General features: G+C 65.4%; 27 protein-coding genes and 1 tRNA gene. 9 read left to right on the top strand and 19 right to left on the bottom strand.

Annotated features, from left to right (window positions below):
- Window positions 1–95 precede the first annotated feature (95 nt).
- A complete protein-coding gene (locus tag F3H98_RS06335; protein WP_149759250.1) occupies window positions 96–1,154 on the top strand; it encodes a D-alanine--D-alanine ligase family protein in 1,059 nt (352 codons plus the stop codon).
- On the opposite strand, the gene F3H98_RS06330 is transcribed toward F3H98_RS06335, so the two are convergent.
- From F3H98_RS06330 to F3H98_RS06280, 11 genes are all read right to left on the bottom strand, one after another.
- Window positions 1,151–1,507: a septal ring lytic transglycosylase RlpA family protein gene (locus F3H98_RS06330; RefSeq protein ID WP_149759249.1), complete on the bottom strand. Its 357-nt coding sequence runs from the start codon at window positions 1,505–1,507 to the stop codon at window positions 1,151–1,153. The two genes, F3H98_RS06335 and F3H98_RS06330, sit on opposite strands and share 4 nt — an antisense overlap.
- Window positions 1,508–1,916: 409 nt before the next feature.
- Window positions 1,917–2,001, bottom strand: a tRNA-Leu gene (locus F3H98_RS06325).
- Between the two features lie 128 nt (window positions 2,002–2,129).
- Window positions 2,130–2,750: a 2,3-bisphosphoglycerate-dependent phosphoglycerate mutase gene (locus F3H98_RS06320; RefSeq protein ID WP_149759248.1), complete on the bottom strand. Its 621-nt coding sequence runs from the start codon at window positions 2,748–2,750 to the stop codon at window positions 2,130–2,132.
- Between the two features lie 52 nt (window positions 2,751–2,802).
- Window positions 2,803–3,615 (bottom strand): 4-hydroxy-tetrahydrodipicolinate reductase, encoded by an 813-nt coding sequence (gene dapB / locus F3H98_RS06315; RefSeq protein WP_149759247.1) that lies wholly within the window; start codon window positions 3,613–3,615, stop codon window positions 2,803–2,805.
- Window positions 3,612–5,474: an ABC transporter ATP-binding protein gene (locus F3H98_RS06310; RefSeq protein ID WP_244621617.1), complete on the bottom strand. Its 1,863-nt coding sequence runs from the start codon at window positions 5,472–5,474 to the stop codon at window positions 3,612–3,614. The genes dapB and F3H98_RS06310 overlap by 4 nt, the downstream gene beginning before the upstream one ends.
- Window positions 5,475–5,601: 127 nt before the next feature.
- The gene (locus F3H98_RS06305) at window positions 5,602–6,627 is read right to left on the bottom strand and encodes a glucokinase (RefSeq protein WP_149759246.1); all 1,026 of its coding nucleotides are present in this window, start codon (window positions 6,625–6,627) and stop codon (window positions 5,602–5,604) included.
- A 17-nt stretch (window positions 6,628–6,644) separates the two neighbouring features.
- The gene (locus tag F3H98_RS06300; protein ID WP_149759245.1) at window positions 6,645–7,040 is read right to left on the bottom strand and encodes a methylglyoxal synthase; all 396 of its coding nucleotides are present in this window, start codon (window positions 7,038–7,040) and stop codon (window positions 6,645–6,647) included.
- An 89-nt stretch (window positions 7,041–7,129) separates the two neighbouring features.
- Window positions 7,130–8,197 (bottom strand): penicillin-insensitive murein endopeptidase, encoded by a 1,068-nt coding sequence (mepA, locus tag F3H98_RS06295; RefSeq protein WP_244621616.1) that lies wholly within the window; start codon window positions 8,195–8,197, stop codon window positions 7,130–7,132.
- A 100-nt stretch (window positions 8,198–8,297) separates the two neighbouring features.
- Window positions 8,298–9,212, bottom strand: coding sequence for an SDR family oxidoreductase (locus F3H98_RS06290; protein WP_149759243.1), 915 nt, complete (start codon window positions 9,210–9,212; stop codon window positions 8,298–8,300).
- Window positions 9,209–10,393, bottom strand: coding sequence for a tRNA epoxyqueuosine(34) reductase QueG (queG, locus tag F3H98_RS06285; protein ID WP_149759242.1), 1,185 nt, complete (start codon window positions 10,391–10,393; stop codon window positions 9,209–9,211). Before queG ends, F3H98_RS06290 begins: the two co-directional genes overlap by 4 nt.
- A complete protein-coding gene (locus tag F3H98_RS06280) occupies window positions 10,394–11,086 on the bottom strand; it encodes a glutathione S-transferase family protein (RefSeq protein ID WP_149759241.1) in 693 nt (230 codons plus the stop codon).
- Window positions 11,087–11,243: 157 nt separating this feature from the next.
- Between F3H98_RS06280 and F3H98_RS06275 the strand changes: the two genes are divergently transcribed.
- The gene (locus tag F3H98_RS06275) at window positions 11,244–12,050 is read left to right on the top strand and encodes an undecaprenyl-diphosphate phosphatase (protein WP_149759240.1); all 807 of its coding nucleotides are present in this window, start codon (window positions 11,244–11,246) and stop codon (window positions 12,048–12,050) included.
- Window positions 12,051–12,055: 5 nt separating this feature from the next.
- Here the strand turns inward: F3H98_RS06275 and F3H98_RS06270 are convergent, their stop codons facing one another.
- From F3H98_RS06270 to F3H98_RS06250, 5 genes are all read right to left on the bottom strand, one after another.
- A complete protein-coding gene (locus F3H98_RS06270) occupies window positions 12,056–12,823 on the bottom strand; it encodes a sulfite exporter TauE/SafE family protein (protein WP_149759239.1) in 768 nt (255 codons plus the stop codon).
- 16 nt (window positions 12,824–12,839) lie between these two features.
- Entirely contained in the window at window positions 12,840–13,814 is a 975-nt protein-coding gene (locus F3H98_RS06265) for a complex I NDUFA9 subunit family protein (protein WP_149759238.1), read from the bottom strand.
- A 1,289-nt stretch (window positions 13,815–15,103) separates the two neighbouring features.
- Entirely contained in the window at window positions 15,104–16,678 is a 1,575-nt protein-coding gene (locus F3H98_RS06260) for a 5-guanidino-2-oxopentanoate decarboxylase (protein ID WP_149759237.1), read from the bottom strand.
- Window positions 16,675–17,406, bottom strand: coding sequence for a TetR family transcriptional regulator C-terminal domain-containing protein (locus tag F3H98_RS06255; RefSeq protein WP_149759318.1), 732 nt, complete (start codon window positions 17,404–17,406; stop codon window positions 16,675–16,677). Before F3H98_RS06255 ends, F3H98_RS06260 begins: the two co-directional genes overlap by 4 nt.
- A gap of 2 nt (window positions 17,407–17,408) precedes the next feature.
- Entirely contained in the window at window positions 17,409–18,257 is an 849-nt protein-coding gene (locus F3H98_RS06250) for a dimethylarginine dimethylaminohydrolase family protein (protein WP_188130352.1), read from the bottom strand.
- A 303-nt stretch (window positions 18,258–18,560) separates the two neighbouring features.
- On the opposite strand from F3H98_RS06250, the gene F3H98_RS06245 reads away from it, so the two are divergent.
- The 5 genes from F3H98_RS06245 to F3H98_RS06225 all read left to right on the top strand — a co-directional run bounded on the left by F3H98_RS06245 (window position 18,561) and on the right by F3H98_RS06225 (window position 22,937).
- Window positions 18,561–19,373 carry an ABC transporter ATP-binding protein gene (locus F3H98_RS06245; protein ID WP_149759235.1) on the top strand — a complete coding sequence of 271 codons (813 nt, stop codon included), beginning with the start codon at window positions 18,561–18,563 and terminating at the stop codon, window positions 19,371–19,373.
- Window positions 19,374–19,416: 43 nt separating this feature from the next.
- Window positions 19,417–20,199, top strand: coding sequence for a transporter substrate-binding domain-containing protein (locus tag F3H98_RS06240; protein ID WP_149759234.1), 783 nt, complete (start codon window positions 19,417–19,419; stop codon window positions 20,197–20,199).
- A gap of 262 nt (window positions 20,200–20,461) precedes the next feature.
- Window positions 20,462–21,127 carry an ABC transporter permease gene (locus F3H98_RS06235; protein ID WP_210249664.1) on the top strand — a complete coding sequence of 222 codons (666 nt, stop codon included), beginning with the start codon at window positions 20,462–20,464 and terminating at the stop codon, window positions 21,125–21,127.
- Window positions 21,127–21,927 (top strand): ABC transporter permease, encoded by an 801-nt coding sequence (locus F3H98_RS06230; RefSeq protein WP_149759232.1) that lies wholly within the window; start codon window positions 21,127–21,129, stop codon window positions 21,925–21,927. Before F3H98_RS06235 ends, F3H98_RS06230 begins: the two co-directional genes overlap by 1 nt.
- Before the next feature lie 5 nt (window positions 21,928–21,932).
- Window positions 21,933–22,937, top strand: a complete 1,005-nt coding sequence (locus F3H98_RS06225) for an Ldh family oxidoreductase (protein WP_149759231.1) — start codon at window positions 21,933–21,935, stop codon at window positions 22,935–22,937.
- Between the two features lie 64 nt (window positions 22,938–23,001).
- Here F3H98_RS06225 and F3H98_RS06220 read toward each other — a convergent pair whose 3' ends face one another.
- Window positions 23,002–23,199: a CsbD family protein gene (locus tag F3H98_RS06220; RefSeq protein ID WP_149759230.1), complete on the bottom strand. Its 198-nt coding sequence runs from the start codon at window positions 23,197–23,199 to the stop codon at window positions 23,002–23,004.
- Between the two features lie 203 nt (window positions 23,200–23,402).
- On the opposite strand from F3H98_RS06220, the gene F3H98_RS06215 reads away from it, so the two are divergent.
- Complete coding sequence (locus tag F3H98_RS06215; protein ID WP_244621615.1) at window positions 23,403–23,855, top strand: DoxX family protein; 453 nt, start codon at window positions 23,403–23,405, stop codon at window positions 23,853–23,855.
- Window positions 23,856–23,947: 92 nt separating this feature from the next.
- Here the strand turns inward: F3H98_RS06215 and F3H98_RS06210 are convergent, their stop codons facing one another.
- Window positions 23,948–24,376, bottom strand: coding sequence for an SRPBCC family protein (locus tag F3H98_RS06210; protein ID WP_149759228.1), 429 nt, complete (start codon window positions 24,374–24,376; stop codon window positions 23,948–23,950).
- 17 nt (window positions 24,377–24,393) lie between these two features.
- On the bottom strand, window positions 24,394–24,771 hold the full coding sequence (locus F3H98_RS06205) for a VOC family protein (protein WP_149759227.1): 378 nt from the start codon (window positions 24,769–24,771) through the stop codon (window positions 24,394–24,396).
- Window positions 24,772–24,859: 88 nt separating this feature from the next.
- Here F3H98_RS06205 and F3H98_RS06200 point away from each other — a divergent pair, with 88 nt between their 5' ends.
- Complete coding sequence (locus tag F3H98_RS06200; protein ID WP_210249661.1) at window positions 24,860–25,486, top strand: CGNR zinc finger domain-containing protein; 627 nt, start codon at window positions 24,860–24,862, stop codon at window positions 25,484–25,486.
- Window positions 25,487–25,519 lie beyond the last annotated feature (33 nt).

The following is a 25,519-nucleotide window of genomic DNA, read 5'->3' as shown; positions in this document are numbered from 1 at the left end:
TTGCGACAGGGCGGCTTGCCGCGTCGGTTTCCCAAAAGCGGGCTTTGCCATCGATGCGATTGTGGCGACGCCGTCGCAACGGCCCGGAGATCACAATGCCGCAGCCCACCCACGATCTCGTGCTGATCTATGAGCCGGAGCAAGCCTGCCGACGGCTTTTGCTTGCCGGCGGCTGCGGCGAACGCCAGGCGCTGGAAATTTCCTCCTATCTCGCCCAATCGACGGACCTGGCGCTGGAATTCGATGAGATCGCCACCGCGTGCGCCGCTCGTGGCCTCTCCTTCGCGCCGGTGACGCTCGATGAGGCTTCGGCGCGTCTCGAAAACGCCAATCCTGCGCACACCCTTGTCTGGACGCTGACAGACGGCATCGCCTATTTCCGCGGCGGCGCGGCGCCTGCACTGGCACGCCTCAATGGCCTGCCAACCATCGGTTCGGACGACACGCTGTTTGCGCTCTGCCAGGACAAGTTCCGTTCCGGCGCCGTGTTGCGGGCGCTCGGCCTGCCGGTCCCGGAAGCCGGCATCGCGCGCAACGGCGCCTGGATCGCGCCGCCGCCAGCCTCTCCTGCGGGATATTTCGTCAAGCCAAACCGGCTCGGCGCCAAGATCGGCATCTATGCCGATTCGCGTTGTGAAACTCTGGAGAAGGCGCTGGAGCTCAGCCGGCGCATTTTTGCAGACTACGGCGACGATGCCATAGTGCAGGCCTATGTCGCCGGGCGCAATGTGCGGGCAAGCTTCCTCGCCGTGTCGCCGGCCGCCGGGCCCGGGGAGATGGGGGCGTTCTTCGTCGATTCGGGTGGCGACTTCCAGACCATGGAAGACAGCATGGCGCTCTATGGCGACACCGGCGCGGGCGCCAGGGCCGAAGGCGTTTATGATGAGCCTGAATTGCAGCCGGTTCTTGCCGTGCAGCCAGACGCCGACCGCAGCGTCCGCGAGATTGGCGCGGCCCTGATGACAAAACTCGGGCTGCGCGACGTCTTTTCGTTCGACCTGAGGGTGGAGGCGGATGGTGCTGTCCACCTCATCGAATTCGAAGTCTGTCCCGGCCTGTCGTGTTTCGATTTCCGCGCCTATTGCCGTTCGCAATGGGGCATGAACCTCGCCGAGGCGATGGCAGAAACGGCGGCAAACCGGTTTTTCGCTTAAACCTTGGCCATGCAGACGGCGGTGTGGCCGGCACCGATGAAGCCGAGCTGACGGGCGGCTGCCTTGGAAACATCGAGCACGCGGCCCTTGATGAACGGTCCGCGATCGTTGATGCGGACGACGACAGCCTTGCCGTTGCGCTTGTTGGTGACCTTGATCTTGGTGCCGAAAGGCAGGCTGCGATGCGCCGCGGTCATCGCCGACGGGTTCATGCGTTCGCCCGATGCGGTCTTGGAGGTGAGTGCATACCAGGAAGCACGGCCGCACTGAGCCGATGCGGTTTGTGCCGAAACAGTGACCATGAGGCCAGACATCAGCGTGACCGCTGCCAGCGCGGCGAGTTTGTTCTGCATGCGGAGAAGTCCCTACCTATTGACGATCCCCGGCGCCTAGGGAGCAATTGAGGCAGCAAATGTGGCCTTGATCTGTCGGTTCCAAGGCAAGGCAACACGTTTGGAGTCCATGGGACACAGTTTGTCAGGAGAATTGAAGTTTATCGGCAGCGGAAGCGCTGTCTTGTTGATGCAATTTTAACCGTTGATTGGCCGCGAACTTTGCGAGTGCCAGCGCTTGCTGCGCAGCGATTCAATCTGCATCAAGTGAGTGTCGTGGATCCTTGCCGGCGGGAGACGCCCTGCCGTCGCGGGGTCTCGACGTTGCCTCGTCAGGCCTGGTGATTTCGGCGACCCAAAAGCAAAAAGCCGCCAGAGCGGCGGCTTTTTGCTAGGGCTTCCAACAACTTAAGGAAGCTGCTCGAAAAGATGGTGCCCAGAAGAGGACTCGAACCTCCACTCCTTGCGGAACACGGACCTGAACCGTGCGCGTCTACCAATTCCGCCATCTGGGCAGCGCCGCCCATGTAAGCGGGCGGGGTTGCAGTGTCAACGCGCTTTTTGCCATCCCGCGACATTTGGCCGGCTGACGTCCGGTAAGCGTTGTTTCCAACATGAGTTTGTAATTCTGTGGAACCGTTTCTCAGCCTTCGAGGACCTCTTTCGAGGCGACGGTCGAATCGGCATTGAGCCTGTAGACGATCGGCACGCCGGTGCCGAGTTCGAGCTTGACGATGTCGGGACCCGAAATGCCTTCGAGCGCCATGATGAGGGCGCGCAACGAGTTACCGTGCGCGGCAACCAGCACGGTCTCGCCGCGCAGCACGTACGGCTGCATCTCATACATGTAGTAGGGCCACACGCGGGCGCCAGTGTCCTTCAGGCTTTCGCCACCGGGCGGCGGCGTGTCGTAAGAGCGGCGCCAGATATGCACTTGCTCCTCGCCCCACTTGGCGCGCGCGTCGTCCTTGTTGAGGCCGTTGAGGTCGCCGTAGTCGCGCTCGTTGAGCGCCTTGTCGCGGATAGTTTTCAGATCGCTCTGGCCGGTCGCGTCGAGAATGTACTGACAGGTCTTCTGCGCGCGCATCAGCGCGGAGGTGAAGGCGATGTCGAACTTCATGCCGCGCGCCTTGAGCTTCTGCCCGGCCGCCTTGGCCTCGGCGAGGCCCTGTTCGCTAAGGTCGACGTCGCGCCACCCGGTGAACAGGTTCTTCAGGTTCCATTCGCTCTGGCCGTGGCGGACGAGGACGAGAGTTCCAGACATGTTTTTCCTTTCCAGATGCCGGTTGGCGGAGAGAAGTATTGTTTTGACGAGGCTAGCCCAGCCCGAGCACGTCGCGCATCGAATAGAGGCCGGGCTTCCTGCCGCGCGCCCAAAGGGCTGCCTTCACCGCACCGCTGGCGAAGAGCGAGCGGTCCTCGGCGTGGTGGGAAAGCGTGATGCGCTCGCCGGCGCCCGCAAGGATCACGGTGTGGTCACCGACGACCGAGCCGCCCCGCAAGGTGGCGAAGCCGATCGAGCCGGCCTTGCGCGGGCCGGTATTGCCATCGCGCACGCGCACGTCGTTGCCGGCGAGCGGAATGCCTCGCCCTGCGGCGGCGGCCTGACCAAGCAACAGCGCCGTGCCCGAGGGCGCGTCGACCTTGTGCTTGTGATGCATTTCGAGGATCTCGATGTCGAAATCCGCCGCATCAAGCGCACGCGCCGCCTGCTCCACCAGCACGGCGAGCAGGTTGACGCCGAGGCTCATATTGCCCGATTTGACGATGGTCGCGTGGCGCGCCGCGGCGGCGATCTTGGCGTCGTCGGCTTGCGTGCAGCCGGTGGTGCCGATGACGTGCACGATGCGCGCCTGGGCGGCATAGCCGGCGAATTCGACCGATGCCGCAGGCGCGCTGAAATCCAGGACGCCGTCGGCCTTGGCGAAGACCGGCAGCGGGTCGTCGGAAATTGCCGCGCCGATGGAGCCGACGCCTGCAAGTTCCCCTGCATCCTTGCCGAGGTGGGGCGAGCCCGGTCGTTCGATGGCGCCGGCGACCCGCGCGCCGTCGGTGGCATGAATGGCGCGAATCAGCGCCTGCCCCATGCGCCCGGCAGCACCGACGACAACCAGACCCATTTCGCTCATGACGTGCTCCTTGCGGCGACGGCCTTCACTCTGGCCCGCTTCGGCTTCTCCGGCGCAGCCTTGATGTCGTTGACGATGCCGAGACCTTTTTCATTCTGCAGGCGATGGAAGCGGGCATAGACCCCATGGGGGTTGGCGAGCAGCGCGCGGTGCGTGCCCTGTTCGACCAGCCTGCCGTGTTCCAGGACAACGATATTGTCGGCGTTGACCACCGTCGAGAGCCGGTGCGCGATGACGATGGTGGTGCGATTTCTCATCACCTCGGCAAGCGCCACCTGCACCCGCGCCTCCGACTCGTTGTCCAGCGCCGACGTCGCTTCGTCGAGAACCAGGATCGGCGCGTTGCGCACGATGGCGCGGGCGATCGACAGCCGCTGGCGCTGGCCGCCCGAGAGGGTGACGCCGTTCTCGCCGACCAGCGTATCGTAGCCGTTGACCTGCTGGCGGATGAAGTCGTCGGCCTGCGCTTGCTGCGCAGCGATCTCGATCTCGGCGTCGGTGGCGTTGGCGCGGCCGTAGCGGATGTTGTCGCGGATCGAACCTTCGAACAGGTAGGGCTGCTGCGAGACATAGGCGATCGATTGGCGCAGCGAATGCTTTGTGACTTTCGAAATGTCCTGGCCGTCGATCGAAATCGTGCCTGCGTCGAGGTCGTAGAAACGCTGCAGCAGCGCCGTCAATGTCGACTTTCCGGCGCCGGAACCGCCGACAATGGCCGTCGTCTTGCCGGCGGCCGCCACGAAGCTGACGCCATGTAGCACCGGCAGCGATTCGGCATAGGAGAAGGACACGAGGTCGAAGACGATTTCGCCCTTGGCGATCTTCAGCGCGGGCGCGTCCGGCGCGTCGCCCTGCCGGGGCTTGAGGTCGAGAATCTCGTAGATCATGCGCGCATTGACCAACGAGCGCTCCAGATTGACCTGGACGCGCGCCAGACGCCGCGCCGGGTCGTAGGCGAGCAGCAGCGCCGTTATGAAGGAGAACACCGAGCCGGGCGGCTGAACGCCCGCTGCGCTGCGATAGCTTGCATAGGCGATGACGCCGGCGATGGCGAAGCCGGCGAGGATTTCGGCGATCGGCGTCACCCGCTCGGAGACCCGCGCGATCTTGTTGGCGCGCGCCTCGGCATTGCCGACGAGTTCGGAAATCTTGCGCGAAAGCTGGTCTTCCATCGTGAAGGCCTTCACGATGGCGATGCCCTGGGTGGCTTCCTGCATGGCGCCGATCAGCCGCGAATTGATCTCCACCGATTCGCGGGTGATGCGCCGCAGCCTCCGCATCAGGTAGTTGACGGTGTAGACCAGCGGCGGGCCGATCAGCAGCGCCATTGCCGAAAGAATCGGCTCTTGGATGAACATCACGGTGACCAGCGCCACCAGCGATACGGCGTCGCCGGCGACCGATTTCAGCGTCATGCCGAGCAGGTCGCGGATGCCGTTGACGTTTTCGTTGATGCGCGCGGCGAGCTGGCCCGAACGCGTGTCGTTGAAGAAGTTGACGCCGAGCTTCATCAGGTGGTCGAAAATGCGGCGCTGGTAACGGGCAACGAGATTGTTGCCGACCTTGGCGAGGATGACTGACTGGCCGTAGGTGGCGAAGCCGCGGATGATGAAGGCAAGCGCGATGGAGCCGGCAACCATCAGGATCAGGTCCTGGCGGCGTTCATAAAAAAGCTCGTCGATGACGTCCTTCATGATCCAGGCGCTGAAGGCCGTGGTGGCGGCGACCGCGAGCAGGCAAAGCGTCGCCAGGATGTAGTGCCAGCGGTAGTCGTGGCCGTTTTCGGCGAGAATGCGCCGGATGACCGCGACGATTTCGCCGGGGTCCGCGCGCTTTTTCCTTGTCTCTGGCAGTGTCAAATTCCGGCCCGTTCACGTCCGCAGTAGAAACGCGCGCCGTATCGCGGCGCGGGCCTCTCTTAAACGCATCGGCGGGGCTTGCCTATGGCCGATGCGCAACGCCGCCCGGCAAATGCCTCTGTTCGGGTCAGGCTTTCCAGCGACGGCCCGATGTCTCGACGCCGAAACGGACTGGCGTGCGGGCGTAGGCGGCGAGCCCCGACAGTGCCGCCAGCGGATGCGTGATGACATAGACCGGCATGTCGCGCATCAGCTCCTTGTGCGGCGCCTTGTCCTCGAAGGCGGCGCGGAATTCGCCGTTCTGCAGGGCCGGCACGATCTTCTGGGCTATGCCGCCGGTCAAATAGACGCCGCCCCTGCTCATGAACACCAGCGCCAGGTCGCCGGCGGTGCGGCCAAGGCAGGTGACGAACAGCGACAGCGCTTCCTCGGCCACCTTGTCGGATTTTTCCAGCGCGGCGCCGGTGATTTCCGCCGGCGTGGAGAAGCGTGGCGCGGCGCCATCGGCCTTGGCGACGGCACGGTAGATGTTGACCAGGCCGCGGCCGCACAGGAGCTGTTCGCCGGAAATGCGGCCTTCGATGGGCTCGATGTGCGGGAATATCTGGTGATCGCGCGGCGTGCGCGGGCCGATATCCATATGGCCTCCTTCGCCGGGCACCGGGATCCAGCGATGGCAGGCGTGGATGAGGCCGGCGACGCCGAGGCCGGTGCCGGGGCCGAGCACAACGCGGCCGGCGGTCGGTTCCGGCGTGCCGGGGCCGATCTTTTCCATGTGCTCTTCGCCAAGCGCCACGACGGCCAGCGCCTGCGCCTCGAAATCGTTGAGGATGACGACATCGCGCAGGCCAAGCATTTCGATCATCACGCGCGGCCGCACCACCCAGGGGCAATTGGTGAGTTCTATTTCGTCACCGTCCACGGGGCCGGCAACGGCAAGCACCGCGGAACGCGGCTGGATCGAGGTGCGGTCGAGGATGGAGGCCTGGATGGCGTCGTCTATGGTGGCGAAATCCGCGGTCTGCACGATGGGGAACTGCTTGGGTTCCGCATAGGCATCGATCAGGATGGCGAAACGGGCGTTTGTGCCGCCGATATCGCCGATCAGGATCGGAAACTGCAGGACGCTCTCGTCGCCGTTCTGGTTTGCCATGGTCGCTTCCGTTCCCCTCATATGCGGCGTTCAGCCGTCTTCTTCCCGTCGACGAAGATCTCGGCAGTGGCGAGATTGAGCGCCATCGGGATATCGTAGACAATCGCCAGCCGCATCAGCGCCTTGACATCAACGTCATGCGGCATCGGCGTCAGTGGATCAACGAAGAAAATCACCGCGTCGATCGATCCCTCCGCGATCAGCGCGCCGATCTGCTGGTCGCCGCCGAGCGGACCGCTTTTCAGCCTGCGAATCGCAAGTTGCGGGCAGGCTTCGAGCACACGCTGGCCTGTCGTGCCGGTGGCGACGATATCGCAATCGGCGAGGAAGCCGGCATGGGCGGCGGCAAACGCCACCATGTCGTCCTTCTTCTGGTCATGCGCGATCAGGGCGAGGCGAAGTCCTGAAGCCATCCGGCTCCTGCAATTGCTGGCTGATTTAAATCGTTTGAAGCCGTATAGCCAATGGCGCGTTGAGAGGAAAGAGGTTTCCCCGCAACGGATCAGTCATGCGGCCGCGGCCGCGGCATCGGAATGCCGATCTTCGGCGTCGGCGCGAAGGAGTTGGCGGTAACGGGAAGTGCTGCCGAAGGGTCGATGGTGGCAGGCTCCGTCGGCGCCGATACGGCCGCGACCGCGGTTCCGTTGCCGCCGACCGTCACCGCCATCTCGGATTCCGGAGATGGTGCAGAAAGTACCACGCGGCATTCCTTGGGCAGGCTCGCCATCGTCATCAGGTCGCGTGCCTTGGGCGCGTCCGGGTTCTTGTTGGGACGCCACGGCTCCTCGGTGAACCACCAGGCGAGCGACTTGTCGCAGCCGTCGCTGGCGGGCGTCGCCTCCTGCCGCTTGCAGCCGGGTGAGCCGGGCTGGCAGCCGATGCGGATATGGAAATGGTAGTCGTGGCCCCAGAACGGCCGCACCTTGCGCAGCCAGGAACGGTCGCCTTTCACCGTGTCGCAGAGCTTCTTCTTGATGCCGGGATTGACCAGGATGCGCTCGACTTCCGGATAGCTCGCGGCTCGCTTCAGAAGGCGCGCGTGCTCCGGCCGCCAGAGTTTTTCCTTCACCAGATGGGTTTTTTCGTTGACCAGCGAGACAGCACTCATGTTTTCGCGCTCCTGCGCGGAAAGACGGCGGCCGGGCATCGGCGTGAACCAGATGTCGGCGTCGAGGCCGATCTGGTGGGACGCATGGCCGGTCAGCATCGGCCCGCCCCGCGGCTGCGAGATGTCGCCGATCAACAGGCCTGGCCAGCCGTCTGCGGTGGCGTCGCGCGACAGTTTTTCGATCAGGTTGATCATTACCGGGTGGCCCCAGCGCCGGTTGCGCGACAGGCGCATGGCCTGCCAGCTCGGCCCGTCGGTGGCGATGGCGACGCCGCCGGCGAAACAGCCCTTGCTGTAGAAGCCGATCGAGCGGGCGGCGGTTGCCGCCGGCAGCCTTTCGGCGCCGAAAAGGTTTTTCGCCAGTTCTTCCGCGTTGCCGACAGAGGCGCCAGCTGCGGTGACTGCCGCGAGCGTCGCTGCGGCCGCCGCCAGACGCCGGGCGGCTCGAAGGAACGATTTCATTGGCGTTTCCATGGAAGATTGTCCTGCCACAAGCCTGAGCCAACCTGGTTACCGGGAGGTAAACGCGGGCTCATCATATCACGCCTCGCGCCTGCGCGGATCAGCCCTTGCGCATCGGACTGCGGGCATCGCTTTCGCCTGCACCCTTCCAGGCGCCTGTCGCCCACATGTAGTCAAAGGCCGAACGGTAATCCGGGAACTGGAAATCGTAGCCCGCCGCCTTGATCGCCGCGTTCGAGACGCGCTTGTTCTCGCCATAGAAAGACCGGGCCATGGGCGAAAGCTCTGCGGTTTCGAAAGGAATTTCGGGCGGCGGCGCGACATTCATCAGCGTCGCGGCATAGGTGACGACGTCCTGAGGCGGCGCCGGCTCGTTGTCGGTCACGTTGAAGACCCCGCCGATATCGCGGCCGGCGAGGTGCCACAGCGCACCCGCGATGTCGGCGCAATGGATGCGGTTGAACACCTGGTCCGGCTTGATCAGGCGCTTGGCCGTGCCGTTCGAGAGGTTGACGAAGGCATTGCGGCCGGGGCCGTAGATGCCGGAAAGGCGCAGCACCGCAACCGGCAGCCCAGCCTCTTCCCCCAACGCCAGCCATTGCCGTTCGGCCTGGAGGCGATCGGTCGAGCGGCGCGACACCGGACGGCATTCGCTGGTTTCGTCGACCCAGGCGCCGGAGTGATCGCCATAGACGCCGACCGTGGAGAGATAGCCGATCCAGCGGAGATTGGGCATTTCCTGGATAATGACGTCCCCCGCCACATTGAGCACGGGATCGCCGGTATCGCCCGGCGCGATGGAGATGATGAGGTGGGTGGTCTGCCGCAGTTCGTGGGAGATTTCACCACCAAGGCCGGACCCATCGAATAGCAGCGGCGCGATGCCTGCGTTGCGCAGCGCGTCGAACTTCTCCGGCGAGCGCGTGGTGCCGGCGATCCGAGCGCCAGAGGCGTTGGCCGCGACAAAAGCCTTGCCGGAATAGCCGGCGCCGAACACGAAAAAACGATCTGTCATGCATGAATTCCATGGCGGGCGGGCGATCCGGCGGCAGCGCCGCGGGCGGCATCCCACTCGGCCAGCACTTCGGCATCGGTTTCTTCGCCCGCGCGGTCCGACGCGAGGTCGGCGAAAGCCGGCGGCGGCAACAGACATGACAGCGCCCAGACGGCCGCGCCGCGCACCAGCGGCGAGGGATCGCGCGCCAGTTCGCGGCAGCTTTCGACCAGCGAGGGTTCGCCGGAGTTGCCGGCGGCGATCAGCACGTTTCGGATGAACCGGTCGCGGCCGATGCGTTTGACCGGCGAGCCGGAAAACAGCGCGCGGAAGGCGGCGTCGTCGAGCTGGAGCAGTTGCGCCAAAGCCGGCTCGCGCAGTTCGTCGCGCGACGCAAGCTTCATTTCGGAGGCGGAGCGGGCGAATTTGTTCCATGGACAGGCGGCGAGGCAATCGTCGCAGCCATAGATCCGGTTGCCGATCGCCTTGCGGAATTCGTGCGGGATCGGCCCCTTGTTCTCGATCGTCAGGTAGGAGATGCAGCGCCGCGCATCGAGCCGATAAGGCGCCGGAAAGGCATTGGTCGGACAGATGTCGAGACAGGCGCGGCAGGAGCCGCAGTGGTCGCCTTCGGGCGTATCCGGTGTCAGCTCGGCGGTGGTGAAGATCGAGGCTAGGAACAGCCACGAGCCAAATTCACGGCTGACGAGATTGGTGTGCTTGCCTTGCCAGCCGATGCCAGCGGCTTCGGCCAGCGGCTTCTCCATCACCGGCGCGGTATCGACGAAAACCTTCACGTCGGCGCCGCCGCGCACGGCGAGCTTGCCGGCGATTTCCTTCAGCCGGCCCTTGATGACGTCGTGATAGTCGCGGTTGCGCGCATAGACCGAAATCGCGCCGCGATCAGGCCTGTCGAGAATGTCGAGAGGGTTGGAATCGGGTCCGTAGTTCATCGCAAGCACGATGATCGAGCGGACTTCCGGCCACAAAATGCTTGGATCGCCGCGGCGGGGCGCGGTTTCAGCGAGCCACTCCATCGAACCGTGCAACCCTTCCGCCACGAATTGCGCAAGCCGTTCGGGCGCCAGCGGAATGGCGTCGGGCGTGGTGACGGCGACAAGATCGAAGCCGGCCTTCTTCGCCTCGCGGTCGATGAGATCCCGGAGGCGCGCCGGATCGGCGATGGCCCCGGCGGTGCGCATCTAGAAATCCAGGTCCGCGTAATGCGAAACCGGGGTCAGGCCACGCACCCGGTCGCCGAGCAGCGGACGGAAGGACGGCCGCGATTTCAGCCGCGTGTACCAGTCCTTGGCCGAGGGGTAGTCGGTCCAGTCGATCTCGCCGAGATAGTCGAGCACTGACAGCGTGCCGGCGGCCGCGAGGTCGGCGTAGGAAAGCCGGGGGCCGGACAGCCAGTTGCGCGTGCCGGACAGCCAGTTGGTGTATTTCATGTGCTGCTTGATGTTGGAGCGGGCGGCGCGTATCGCGCCGGCGTCCGGTGAGCCGCCGCCTTCGGTGCCGGGCATCAGCGGCTTCAGCACGCGTTCGCGCACCAGATGGCGGGTAACCTCGCCTTCGGTCTTCTGCAGGTACCAGTCGACGAGCCGGCGGATTTCGGCGCGTTCCATCGGATCTTCGGCGAAAAGCCGGCGCTCGCGCTTCAGGACGCCGCGCGTTTCATCGAGATATTCGGCAATCACCGTGGCGCCGACGATCGGCACGTCGCCTTCGGCCAGAAGCACCGGCAGGGTGCCGGCCGGATTGAGGTTGAGGAATTCCTTGCGCCGCGTCCACGGCTTTTCCTCTATGAGCGCCAGCTCCTCCCCGTATTCCCCGAAAGCGAGGCGGACAAACCGGCTGTTGGCAAAGAGGGGATGGTGGAAAAGGGTCAGCATAATACCGCGATTATTGAACGGCTCTGGCCAATTCAAGGCCACGCCAGTAAGTCTTGGCCCGCCCGATTCTGCGGGCAGATGAGGCCACCCGAGCTATACGGGCAGATGGCCGCCATGACAAGCAAGCGGCCGTTGTGTGGCGCTGTATGAGGTCTCTATGGAACATCAGACAATTGTCGACGCACTGCTGCTCGGTCTTCTGGAGGGGCTGACCGAGTTCATTCCGGTGTCGTCGACCGGCCACATCCTGCTTGCCGGCCATTTCCTAGGCTTCAAGTCGACTGGCAAGGCTTTCGAGGTGCTGATCCAGCTCGGCGCCATCCTCGCCATCCTCAGCGTCTATGCCGCGCGCTTGCTGCGGCTGGCGGCGGACCTGCCGTCGAGCCCGCGGGCGCGGCGTTTCGTCCTTGGCATACTGATCGCCTTCCTGCCGGCCGCCGTGATCGGCGCGTTGGCGCATGAGTTCATCAAGACCGTGCTGTTCGAGACGCCCATGCTGATCTGCATCATGCTGATCCTTGGCGGTATCGTGCTGTTGTGGCTGGACCGCTGGGCTCTGCAGCCGAAATACCACGATGTCATGGATTTCCCGCTGAAGATCTATCTGGGTATCGGCTTGATCCAGTGCCTGGCCATGATACCGGGCACGTCGCGCTCGGGTTCGACCATCGTCGGCGGACTTCTGCTGGGCGCGGACAAGCGCTCGGCGGCGGAGTTTTCCTTCTTCCTCGCCATGCCGACGATGGCCGGCGCTTTCGGCTACGATCTGTTCAAGAACCGCGGCATCCTCTCCGCGGCAGACCTGCCGGTCATCGCCGTCGGTTTCATCGCCGCCTTCGTGATGGCGGTGATCGTGGTGCGCTACCTGCTCGATTACGTCTCGCGACACGGCTATGCGTTGTTCGGCTGGTGGCGGCTGATCGTTGGCGGCGTCGGGCTGATTGCGCTGCTGATCTGGGGCTGAGGCGCTCATAAAAGGTCCATCAGGCCGCGGCGCAACAGATCGAACGCCAGAATGGTGATGCCGAGGCGGAACCATTTGCGGAAGGTGGCTTCCGGAATGCGGTCGAGCCACGCCGTGCCGAACACCGTGCCCAAAAAGCCCGACACGACCATTATCGCGATCAGCGGCAGCCATTGCCAGAAGGCGAAGCCGGCGAGCCCGAAGACGACGATCTTGAGCCCGTGCTGAACGGTCATCGCCGCGCCATGGGTGGCGACCAGCGCCCGGCGGTCGTCGGGCAGGATCTGCGCCAGAATGGACGAGAGCAGCGGCCCGGTGGCGCCGACCAGCATGGTGACAACGGCCAGCACCGCGCTGGCGGCGGCCATGCCGAGCTTGCCGAGCGTGCCGATGCCGGGGACCTTCGCCCAGGTGATGGCGATGATGAAGGCGCCGAGCACGATCTTCAGGACGGCGTCGGGGAGCTGCACGACGATGAAGGCGCCGACGAACGCGCCAAGCAGGCTGCCGGCGATGAAGGGCAGCGCGATGTCCATGCGCACATTGGCGCGCTGATGCCAGGTGCGGCCGGTGTTGGAGCCGAGCTGCACCGCGCCATGCACGGGGATCAGTGCCGCGACCGGCACGAACAGGCCCATCAACGCCAGCATGGCGAGGCCGCCACCGACGCCGAAGGCGGCTGTCAGCGCCGAGGTGAAGAAGCTGGCGACGACAAGCAGCGCCGCAGGCGCCGCGCCAAGGTGTTCGGGCAGCCAGCCGGCGATCGCTTCCAACCCTGGGCGGCTCCGGTCAGGCGAGCGTCTTGCGGGTGAACTGGCCGGCCGTGCGGTAGCGCCAGAGGTAGGATGGCAGGATGGCAGCCGTCGTCTGCGGCTCGATGCCCAATGCAGAGATGGTGCGCCCTTCTCTCTCGGCTTCGGCGGAGACGACGTTGTCGCTCTTCAGCTGCGTCACCTGGTCGGTGGTGAGCAACGGGTTGGGCAGCATGCCGAGGATCGAGCCTTGCAGTTCCGCCAGCCACCAGGGGATGGAGATCAGGCGGTTCTTGCGGCCGATGACCTCCAGCATCTCCTCCATGCATTCGCGGAAGGTCAGCACTTCGGGGCCCCCGAGTTCATAGATCGTGCCGCCCTTGACCTTGCCGTCGACCGAAAGCGCGATGGCTTCGGCGACGTCGCCGACAAAGACCGGCTGGAAGCGGGTGTTGCCGCCGCCGAGCAGCGGCAGAAATGGCGAATACCGCGCCATGTCGGCAAAGCGGTTGTAGAACTGGTCTTCCGGGCCGAACACGATCGACGGGCGGAAGATGACGGCGTCTTTCGCGGCGGCGAGCACGGCCTGTTCGCCGCGCGCCTTGGTGCGTGCATAGATGGAGGCGGAGTTCTCGCTGGCGCCAATCGCCGAATTGACGGTGAGGCCGGCGCCGATGGCGGCTGCCGCCTCGGCGACGGCGCCGGCGCCGTCGACATGCACGGTGGAAAACTTCTGCTTGCCGCCCTCGTAGAGGATGCCGACCAGGTTGACGACATGGTCGGCGCCTTCGACGGCGCGGTCGATCGACCAGCGGACGCGGATATTGGCCTGCACCGGCTGGATCTGGCCGACATTGCCGAGCGGCTGGACATAGTTGGCGAGGTCGGGGCGGCGGCAGGCGACGCGCACCCGGTAGCCGCGCCGCGCCAGCGCCCGCACCACATGCCGCCCGATAAAGCCCGATCCGCCGAATACGGTGACGAGTTTCGGGATTTCAGTGATCGTGGTCATGGCTTGCTCCGGCTGCTGGCCTTTTGTGGCTTCATAGTCGCTTTTGCCGGGAAGGCAAAGACTGTTGAACATGCCTTCTCACCCCGTACCGCCCGGATTTTTCTCGGTCCGCTAACCGCCGCCCAGGCAGGGAGATGGGGAATGAGGCGTTGTGGTCTCCACCTGTCTCCCTCCCCCTTGATGGGGAGGGTGGCCCGCAGGGCCGGGTGGGGGGATGGCTGATGTGCGGATATCACTTCCTCCTATATCACCCCCTCCGTCTCGGCTTCGCCTCGACACCTCCCCCATCGAGGGGGAGGAGGGGCGTCGGCGTTGTGGCCGACCGCCTTCGCTCCGCTCTGGTCTGCCGGCTTGTCTATAAGACCCCCTCTCCGGTTTGCTGCGCAAACCACCTCTCCCCCGCTTCGCAGGGGCGAGGAACCGCTGCGGCGACGCAAGCGCCCTTCCAGCTTGGGTTCCTCGCCCCTGCGAAGCGGGGGGAGAGGTGTCGAGGCGAAGCCGAGACGGAGAGGGGGTCTTTTCATCAGCACAAGCGTCTCCGTCGCCACGCCCTGCAAAGCAGTCCGGCCATTGGGGTTTCCTGTTGCCCACGACTCGCTTTCTCGACCTGGCTTCGGCAGTCGAGGCGTCGTGGGTAAGTGGGAGGCGGCGCCTGGGACCGTGCCGTTTCAAATTTATACGAGGCCCGGTCTCCCAGGCGCCGCCGGTGTTCTTGCCCTACCGCAGGGAGCGTGGGTTCTTAGGCCCGCGAACTAGCCTCGGTCAGGGCCCGGACCTACGGGTTCATTCCCCTAGCAGCGCCACCGTCAGCACTGCCGATCCGGCACCGTCGCCCTCCCTGATACCCAGTGCGCACCAGGTTCCCGTGAGGGGCGATGGCTGCATTATGCGGGAGACGAAAAGGGGTGTGGATAAAAGAAGAACAAAGACTGCTGACAGATGCTGACAAGTGTGAAGGTTGGCTGGCGGGCTGGTTGGTTCTGCACCGCTTTCGCACTGCCGCTTTGTCACGGCATGGATCCTCGGGTCTCCGCGACGGCCTTCGGCCTGCTTCGCCCGTAGATGACGAAGGGAGGGATGTCGCCGTGCAGACGTTGGCGATTGCCGCAAACCTCTCAACCTCGTCATCCTCGGGCTTGACCCGAGGATCCATGCCGTGAGGTTCGTGATAGAGGTGCCGGGCAAGAAGACGACTTGAGCGCCGCCAAGATCGGCCTGACGGCCGAGCGCTGCTAAGACCGTGAAAATCCATTCTCCCCCACAACAAGGGGGGAGATACGCCGCCGGCGCTACTCCACGATGATCTCGATGAGGCAGGGCTTGCCGAGCTTGCGGGCGCGGGCGAGGGCGGCGGGCAGGCCGTCCGTCGACATCAGCCGTTCGGCCGGCATGCGGTAGGCGTCGGCGATGCGGCAGAAATCCGGCGGCGCGGGAGAGACGCCGACCGGCTCGACGCCGGCGTCGAGCATCGAGGTTTCGATCTCGCGGTAGCCGCGATTGTTCCAGACGACGAAGATCACCGGCGCCTCGGCATCGAGCGCGGCTCCCATCTCCGGGAAGGTGAACTGGAAGCCGCCGTCGCCGGACAGGCAGACGACCGGCGCGGCAGGATCGGCAAGAGCGGCGCCGACCGCGGCGGGCGGGCCATAACCCAGCGCGCCGAAGCCGGTGGCCGCGTTGAACCAGCCGCCGGGGCGGTCGTGATCGTAGAAAAGGTTGCCGGCATAGACCGGCTGGGTGGAGTCGCCGACGATGATGGAGCCCGGCAGCGCCTCGCGGATCATCTCGACGACCTTGACCTGCGCCTGCATGGCCGGGCCGATCTCCTGCCAGGCAGCATCGCGCGCGGCAGCGGCGCGGGCGGCACCCTCGCCGGTTGCCCGCGTGGGCAGAACGCCGAGCAGGGTATCGAGCGATGCCGCGCAATCGGCCTCGATCGCGACTGCCGCCGGCCAGCGGCCGAGTTGTCCCGCATCGATATCGATACGCACAAGATTGGCTGGCAGGGAAAAGCCGCCATCGGCATACATGTCGTAGTCGGTGGGGCCGAATTCGGTGCCAGCAGCGATGACGAAATCCGAATCCGCCATCAGGGCGCGGATCGATTTCAGGCTGGGGCTGGCGTGAACGCCGAGCGGGTGAGTATGCATCAGGCCGCGCGCGTTGGCCGTGGTGACCACCGGTGCGTCGAGCTGCTCGGCGAGGCGACTTAGTTGGGCCTCGGCGCGCTTGGCGCCGCCGCCTGCAAGGATCAGCGGGCGTCTGGCGGCGCGGGCAAGTTTTACCGCTTCCTCAATGGCGGCGGCTTTTGCGGTGGGGAGATTCAGCGGCGGCGGCGCGAAAGCGACGTCGCCGGCAGGCAGGCCCATCACGTCGGTGGGGATTTCGATATGGACCGGACCCGGCCTGCCGGAGGTCAGCAGGGTGAAGGCACGGGCGAGTGCGGCGGGAAGCGCTGCCGGATCCTCGATGCGCTCGGACGAAAGCGCCACTTTCTGCATCATGCCGCGCTGGTCCGGCAGTTCATGCAGGTAGCCGAGGCCCTTGCCGAGCGAGGCGCGTTTGTTGACGCCGGAAATCACCAGCATGGGAACGGAATCGGCGCGCGCCTGCGCCATCGCGGTGATGGTGTTGGTGAGACCGGGCCCGGTGATGACGAAGGCGACGCCGGGTCTGCCGGAGACACGGGCGTAACCCTCTGCCATGAAGCCGGCGCCCTGTTCGTGGCGCGGCGTGATGTGACGGATGTTCGAGCGGGCAAGGCCGCGGTAGAGCTCGATCGTGTGGACGCCGGGAATGCCGAACACGATGTCGACGCCATGCGCCTCGAGCAGGGAAATCAGCGCTTCGCCGGTGGTGGTCATGGCGTTTTCTTCTTTTGCTTTTGCACAGCGACATCGAACACCGGCGACGTGGGGGCGCCGGCACCCTCCCCGTCGAGGGGAGGGAGTGGCGGTGCCGTCGGCTGCCGCAGTTTCAAACCCAGCATGTCTTCGACCGAACCAATGCCTATTTCGGCGAGTTCGCGCGGTTCGAAAAAATCGCCGGCAAGGCAGCCCTCGATCCACAGCCCGTCGATGATGGCGTTGATGGCGATGGCGTAACGGCGCAGCTCCGCCTTGGGCGCGTCGCGCCCGGTGGCGGTGAGCACCTCGGCCACCAGCGCCTCGACCTCGTCGCGGAACCCGAGATAGCCGGCGCGATGGGCCACCGCCAGCGCCGGGTCGGAACTGGCGCGGCCGATGAAGCTTGCCCATTGCGAGAACACGCGCGCGTCAATGACCGGCGGCTGGAGGCTTGCCTCGACAAAGGCGGCGAGACGGCGGCGCGGCTCCTGCGCGACCTTGGCGAGCGCTGCCTTCGACTGTTCGGTCATGCGGCCCATGATGGCGGCGTAGGCCGCCTGGAGCAGTTCCTCCTTGCTGGGAAAATAATGGCGGATGAGGCCGGCCGTCACGCCGGCGCGCAGCGCGATGGCGCGCACGGTGGCGCCTTGCAGGCCGCGCTCGGCGACGCATTCGAGCGTCGCCTCGATCAGGTCCTGCCGCCGCCGCTCCTCGCCCTCGCGGCGGAATTTGCGCCGGCCCTCCATCGTCACTGGCGCAGGATCGGCCGGGTCAGGCAGGTCGGGCCGCCTTCGCAGGCGATGCAGAGCGCGTCGGCCTCGAAGGTTTTCACCACGCAGCCCGCCGCTTCCATGGCGGCTTTCGTCTTCGGGAAGCCGGCCACGGCGATGACCTCGCGCGGCGCAGTGGGCAGGACATTCAGGCTGAGGCCGTTGGAGGCGAAGAATTCGTCGGCATCGCCTTCGACCAGCCCGATGCCGCGCGCCTTGAGCAACTGGTAGAAGGCGGCAGGCAGGAGTGGCGCGTAGACCAGCGCCAGGTCGTCGGCGAGCGGCGAAATGACCGACATCAGATGCAGACACGCCTCCTCGCCATGCCAGAGCGGCAGATCGTAGCCGAGGACGTCGATGCCGTGCGGGGTGAGCAGGTTGGCCATCTGCTGGATGCCGGCCTGGTTGGTGCGCACGCCGCGCCCGATGGCGAGGGTTCTTGCGTCGACCCAGACGCAATCGCCGCCCTCGACCTGGCCGGGCGCCTCGATGCGGCCGAGGATCGGCACGCCGAGGCGCGTGTAGGTCTGTTCGTGCAGCGCGGGCTCGGGCTCGCGCAGGGCCTTGCCCATGGAAAGGATGATGGCGCCGTGGTCGGACATCAGCGACGGATCGTGGGTGAATACCGAATCCGAAAGCCCGTCCTCGCCGTCGTCGATCCATTCAATCGTCGCGCCCGAAGCAGCGACCAGATCGGCAAGCGCTGCGTGCTGGCGGGCAGCCCTCGCGGGTTCGAAGCCGGCGCCGTAGTGCCACTGCGCTCGGTCGGCGCCGCGCATGGCGTTGGCCGCCGAACGCATCAGGACGCGCCGCAGCGGCGCCGCCATGGACTGTGAGCCGTAAGCGTTCACTTGGTCTTTCCCCGGAAAAAGTGGCTGAAGCGGATGAGGAAGAATATTTATACACTTGCATAACAAGGCCGCAAGTGCCGTAATGGAGGGGACAAGAGCGAAGGTGGTCCGGTTGACGCGGCAAAGCCGGCTGGTCCATCCTACGGAGTTTCTTGGTTTTGGAGCGTCCTTTGCGCGTTGAAAAACGCTTAGAGCCGCTCCAGGGGAAGTGGCGACAGGGGCAATGACCGGTCGATTGCACGCTGACGGAACCAGGATGCCGCGCTGGGGCGAGCGCCGATGAGCGTGGCTGTTCCAGCCGTCTCGCGCCGCGTTGGGGCGGAGGACGCCGCCGAAGCGATTCACATCGAGGACCTGCACAAGAAATTCGGCCAGCTGCATGTGCTGAAGGGCGTGTCGCTGTCGGCGCGCGACGGCGACGTGGTGGCCATCATCGGCGGCAGCGGCTCCGGCAAGTCGACGCTGCTGCGCTGCATCAACTGCCTGGAGAACCCGACCAGCGGCGTCATCCGCGTCAATGGCGAGGAGATAAGGCTGAAGGCCGACAGCCACGGCAACACCGTGCCGGCCGACCGCCGCCAGATCGAGCGCATCCGCTCCAGGCTCGGCATGGTGTTCCAGAGCTTCAATCTGTGGAGCCACATGACGCTCCTCGAAAACGTCATCGAGGTTCCGGTGCATGTGCTGGGCGTCAAGCGCGAAGAGGCGGTGGCACTGGCCGAGCAGCTTCTGGCGCGCGTCGGCCTCGCCGAAAAGCGCGACGTCTACCCGGCGTTCCTTTCCGGCGGCCAGCAGCAGCGCGGCGCCATCGCGCGCGCGCTCGCCATCCAGCCGCGCGTCATGCTGTTCGACGAGCCGACCTCCGCACTCGACCCCGAGCTCGTCGGCGAGGTGCTGAAGGTGATCGGCGACCTGGCGCGCGAGGGGCGCACCATGATCCTGGTCACCCACGAGATGAAGTTCGCCCGCGAAGTGGCGAGCCATGTCGTCTACCTTCACAACGGCAAGGTGGAGGAGGAGGGAACGCCGGCCGAGGTTTTCGGCGCGCCGAAATCGGAACGGCTGAAACAGTTCATCCGCAGCGTCAGCTGACGGCTGGAAGAAAAACGGGAACACAACAAAAGGGAGTGCCGAAATGAAGAAACTGCTGAAAACCGCGATCGCGGCGGGCCTGCTGGCGATGGCCGGCATGGGTGCGGCAAGTGCGGAAGCGCTGAAGGTCGGCGTCGCCGCCGAGCCCTATCCGCCGTTCACCTCGCCTGACGCGTCGGGCAAGTGGGTCGGCTGGGAGGCCGAGATCATCGACGCCGTCTGCGCCGAGGCGAAACTCGAATGCGTCATCACGCCGGTTGCCTGGGACGGCATCATTCCGGCGCTGACCACCAAGAAGATCGACATGATCATGAGCTCGATGTCGATCACCGCCGAGCGCGAGAAGACGATTGCGTTTTCCGACAAGTACTACAACACGCCGACCGGGATCATGGGAGCGAAGGGCGAGACGTTCGGCGCCACGCCGGAGGATCTGAAGGGCAAGATCATCGGCGTGCAGGTGTCGACGGTGCACGAGGCCTACGCCAAGAAGCATTTCGGCCCGACCGCCGCCGAGATCAAGATCTACCAGACGCAGGATGAGGCCAATGCCGACCTCGCCGCCGGCCGTGTCGACGCGGTGCAGGCCGATGCGATCGCGCTGGATGCTTTCCTCGCCACCGATCAGGGCAAGGAATGCTGCGACATGAAGGGGAACGTCGCGGAAGACCTCGAAATTCTCGGGCCGGGCATCGGCGTCGGCCTGCGCAAGGAAGACACGGAGCTCAAGGGCAAGCTGAACGCCGCCATCAAGGGTATCCGCGACAGCGGCAAATACGACGAGATTTCCAAGAAGTACTTCAACTTCGACATCTATGGCAGCTGAGCACGGCTGATCGCGTGCGAGGCGCCTGGCCCTCATCCCGTCGCCACGACCTTCTCCCCGTAAACGGGGAGAAGGAGGCCGATCGCGCCTTTGGCGCCCTCTCTTCCCGCCGCGCGCGGGAAGGGGCAGCGCCGGGTCTCGCCGATGCCCCTCCGATCCAGCCGCGGGAGCAACGCTGATCGAAACGATCCTCTCGCCGCTTCTCCAGGTCGGGGTTTTCGAGCTGCTCTCCCCCTACCCGCCGGGCTGGGGCGGAACGCTGCTGACCGGGCTCCTGCGCTCGATCGAGATCGCGGCCGGCGCGTTCGGGCTGGGCCTCGCGCTGGGCGCCGCCGGCGCCTATGGCAAGCTCTATGGCGGTCCGGTGGTGCGCGATCTGCTCGAACTTTACACCACCGTGGTGCGGGCGGTGCCCGAGCTGGTGCTGATCCTGCTGCTCTACTACGCCGGCACCGATCTTCTCAACCGCGCATTGGAAGCCATGGGCTACGCCCGCGTCGACATCAGCGGGCTGGTCGCCGGCATCGTGTCGCTGGGCTTCGTGCAGGGCGCCTACTCCACCGAAGTGCTGCGCGGCGCCATCCTTGCGGTGCCGCAGGGACAGATCGAGGCGGCGCGCGCCTATGGCATGTCGCCATGGCTGCTGATGCGGCGCATCACGCTGCCGGCAATGCTGCCTTTCGCCATTCCCGGCCTTGCCAATCTGTGGCTGATCGCCACCAAGGACACTGCGCTGCTGGCCGTTGTCGGCTTCAACGAGCTCACCCTGGCGACCCGCCAGGCAGCAGGAACGACCAAGGCCTATTTCACCTTCTTCATGGCCGCCGGCGCGCTCTACCTGCTGCTCACCCTGTTCTCCGAAGTCATCATCGGCCGCATCGAGAACTGGGCGCGGCGCGGCCTGCCGCCGGTGACCGAGGGGCGCTGATGGAAAACCGGCTGCCGCTCAGGACCCGCGTGCTCGGCTGGCTGCAGCCGCACCGGCTGGTGCTGATCGCCATCGGCATCGGGCTGCTCGTGGCTGCGATGCGCTTCATGCGCTGGGACTGGCTTCCCAACTATTACGACCTTGCGCTCGCCGGCATCTGGCGCACGATCTGGATCATGGTGGTGACCGGCGCGCTGGGCTTCATGCTAGCGGTGCCGCTGGGGCTCGCCCAGGCGGCCGGGCCGCGCTGGCTGGCGTGGCCGGCAAAGGCTTTCTGCACGGTGATCCGCGGCACGCCGCTGCTCCTGCAACTGTGGTTGCTCTACTACGGGCTGGGATCGCTGTTTCCGCAATATCCCTGGATACGCCACTCATGGCTGTGGCCCTATCTCCGGCAGGCATGGCCCTACGCGGTGCTGGCGCTGACCTTGTCGACCGGCGGCTACATCGGCGAGGTGATGCGCGGCGCCTTTGCCGGCGTGCCGCGCGGCCAGCTCGAGGCTGCGCGCGCCTTCGGCATGGCGCGGGGCAAGATCTTCCGGCGCATCTGGCTGCCGCAGGCCGTGCAGCGTGCGCTGCCGACGCTCGGCGGCGAAGCGGTGCTGTTGCTGAAGGCGACGCCGCTGGTGGCGACGATAACCGTCGTCGACATCTATGCGGTCGCCTCGCGGGTGCGGCAGGATACGTTCATCACCTACGAGCCGCTGCTGCTTCTGGCGTTGATCTATCTGGCGATCACCGGCATCCTCGTGTTCATCTTCCGCCGGCTTGAGGCACGGATTCCGGCACGATTGGGATAGTTGAAATGACGGATATGAAGACACTCGGTCTCGACGAGGCGCGGGCGCTTTGCGAACAAGCGGCGATGTCAGCCGGCGCGAGTGCTGAAACGGCGCAGTCGATCGCCCGCGCCATGGTGGCTGCGGAAGCGGACGGACAGGCTTCGGTGGGGCTGGCGCATTTCATCGACTATCTCACCGACCTGCAGGCCGGCCGCATCAAGGGCAAGGCGGCGCCAGAGATCACCAGGCCGGCGCCGGCGATCGTTTTATCCAACGCGCACGGCGGCGCCGCGCATCCCGGCTTCGACATGGCGTTCGACGATCTTGTCGCGGCGGCGAGAGCCTGCGGCGTGGCGATCTTCAGCCAGAAGAATTCCTACACCTGCGGCGCGCTCGGCTACTTCACCGGACGGCTGGTGGAGGCCGGCTTCGTGGCGCTGGCGACGACCAACGGGCCGCCGATCGTGGCGGGATCGGGCGGCACCAGGGCGGTCTACTGCACCAACCCGATGTCTTTCGCGGCGCCCCAGGACGGCGGCCCGCCGCTGCTGATCGACCAGTCGTCGAGCGCCACCGCCTTCGTCAATGTCCGCAAGGCGGCAGCAGAGGGAAGGCCGATCCCGGCTGGCTGGGCGCTCGACAGTGAAGGTCGCCCCACCACCGACGCCAACGCGGCGATGAAGGGCGTTCTGCTCGCCTTCGGCGGCGAGCGCGGCGCCAACATCGCGCTGATGGTGGATGTGCTGTCGGCGGGGCTGCCGGGCGCCAACTGGTCGGTCGAAGCGCCGCCCTTCGGCACCGGCTCCGACGGCCCGGGCACCGGCATGTTCGTGCTGGCGATCGATCCGCAGGTTTTCGGACCTGGCTTCGGCAAGCGCATGCGCTCGCAGATCGAGCGGCTTGGCGGCGAATACGGCGTCCACATTCCGGGTCTCGCCAAGGCTGCGGCACGGCAACGATCCGCCGACCAAGGCATTTCCGTACCCGACGCGATCTATCGGCGCATTGCCGAATGGCCGGGACGTTGACGCAGCGCCCGGCGTGAAAAAGGCCCCGCCGGAAGCGGGGCCTTTTCGTTGCCGGGACGGTCCGTCAGTGCTTCGACAGCCAGGTGTCGATTTCCTTCTCCGCCTCCTCCTCGGCCTTGCCGTAACGCTCCTGAATACGGCCGGCGAGTTGGCGGCGATTGCCCTTGATGACGTCGAGGTCGTCATTGGTGAGCTTGCCCCATTGGGTCTGCACCTTGCCCTTGACCTGTTCCCAATTGCCTTCGATCTGGTTCCAGTTCATCCGGTTTTCCTTTCGAGATTTTCCGGCGGCTGAAATGCCTGCCTGGTCTGGAAACGCCACTTCCTGGGATGGGTTCCAAACTTTTGCGGGGTGGCCCTCGCAGCCTCGAAGTGCGGACAATCACGCAATTGTCAAAACGTGTTGATTTGACTGTTAGGGAATCAACGACAAGTGGTGCTGGATCAACATTGGAGATGGGAACCTTGAGCCAAACCACCGAGACAACCAACCGCCGCCTGATCATTCCTGCCTTCCGGGGCCTTTATGCCGCAGCCCATGAAGGCGTCGAAACCATCCTGCGGGTCGTCGCCGGAGCGGCGCTCGTCACCCATGGCCTCGGCAAGATCGGCGATCCCTTCGGCGCCGCGGGCATGGTCGAAAGCCTCGGCTTCTACCCCGGCGTGTTCTGGTCGCCGCTGCTCTCGTTCACCGAATTCTTCGCCGGCATCCTGATCGCCGTCGGCTTCCTGACTCGCCCGGCATCGTTCGCGGCGCTTTTCGTGCTGCTGGTCACCGTCTGGTTCCACTGGATCACGAAGGGCCAGGGCTATGGCGGCGCGGAAAAATCGATCCTATGGGCGGCGATCTTCCTGTTCTTCGTCATCCGCGGCGGCAACCGCCATTCGGTCGACGCGCGCATCGGCCGCGAATTCTGATTTTTCTAGCTGCTGGCGGTTAAAGCGTGACGGTGTTTCGTTCCATCACGCTTTAACTTCTTGTTCAAGCATGATCTTTTCCGAAAACCGCTTCACACTTTTCGGGATGATGCTCTGGGGACGCCGGCAGCCTGTCTTTCCAGCGCCTTCTTCATTGCCGCCAGGCCCTGCTCCATCATCGCCGCTATCGCCGGCGCCAGTTCGTGCGGCAGGAGATCGGCGATCCAGACGGCGCGGCTGCCCTCGCCTTCGGCAAACACCTGCAAGGCGCCGTTGTGATGTGTCGGCTGGCTTTCGACCACCGACCAGACAAGCCGGCGCTCCGCGTCATTGACGTCGACGATGCGTTCGCGGACGACAAGCCCGGAAGCGAAGGTGACGATGCGGGCGTCGCCCTCGAGCCGCGTATCGGTGACGAAACCCGGTACCAGCCGCGTATGCAGCGCGCCGACATCGCGGACGGCGTCCCAGACGAGCTCGGGCGCCGCCTCGATGAAGACTTCCTTGCAGATCGAAGCCATCTTCCCGGCCTTTCCAATCAGCCGTCTTTGCCGCAATAGGCTTCGATGCGGTAGCCGTCGGGATCGACCACGAAGGCGGCGTAATAATTGGGCCCGTAATTGTCGCGCAGGCCGGGTCCGCCATTGTCGCTGCCGCCGGCCCTGAGCGCTGCGGCGTGGAAGGCGTCGACGCTGTCGCGGCTCGGCGCGTCGAAGCAGAAGTGCAGATGCGAACCCGTGTCTGCCTGGACCGGCCGCTCAGCCTTTTCGACGAAAAAGACCGACGACTCGGCTCCGTAGCCGAGCGCGGCATCGTCTTCATGCTGGCAGCGGTAGCCCAGCGGACCCAGCGCCGCGTCGTAAAACTGCTTGGCGCGGCCGATGTCGCGGACGCCGATCGATACATGGTTGAGCATTTTTTCCTCCATCTACTAACCCCTATACTGGTTAAATAGGCGGGAATTGAGCTTGTCAACCGGCATGGGGGTTAGTTATAGCTCGCTCATGACAGCCTCCCGACATCCGGCCTCGGTCATGGCGGCGATCGCGGCGCCCGGCGACGGGCTCTGCCTCGATTTCGTCAACACGCGCTACTGGCGGGGAAGTGCTGTCCCGACCGACGAACTGACCGGTTTCCAGCCGCTGCACGGCTGGCTGAAGGAGAAAGGCGGGCACGAGGAAAAGACGCTCGATGCCGCCGGCGCCTGGGCAGCCAAGGCTCCGGCCAAAGCCGGCGAACTGTTCGGCGAGGCAATTGCGTTGCGCGAGACGATCCACCGGCTGTTTGCCGCGGCTGCATCCGAGGCGGCGTTGCCCGTGGCCGATTTCGATGCACTGAACGCCACGCTGGCGATTGCACCGGCGCGCGGCAGGCTGGCATCTCCCGATGGTGGCTGGGAAGTCTGCTTGCCGGGCGTTTCGGTGAGCGCGCTGCTTGCCCCGGTGCTCTGGTCGGCCGCCGACCTGCTGCTCTCGCGCAAGGACAGGCGGATCCGCCAATGCGCCAACGAAAAGTGCCGCTTCCTGTTCATCGATGAAAGCAAGAACGGCACAAGGCGGTGGTGCGACATGTCTTCCTGCGGCAACCGGGCGAAGGCGCACCGGCATCTGATGAAGAAGAAGCAGGGCTGAGGTAGGCGCGCTGAACAGAGTGTCGGCGAACCG

The sequence above is a fragment of the Neomesorhizobium albiziae genome (assembly GCF_900114255.1).
Lineage (GTDB): Bacteria > Pseudomonadota > Alphaproteobacteria > Rhizobiales > Rhizobiaceae > Neomesorhizobium > Neomesorhizobium albiziae.
The sequence above is the reverse complement of the archived record's forward strand: the minus strand, read 5'-3'. Positions and strand labels throughout refer to the sequence as shown.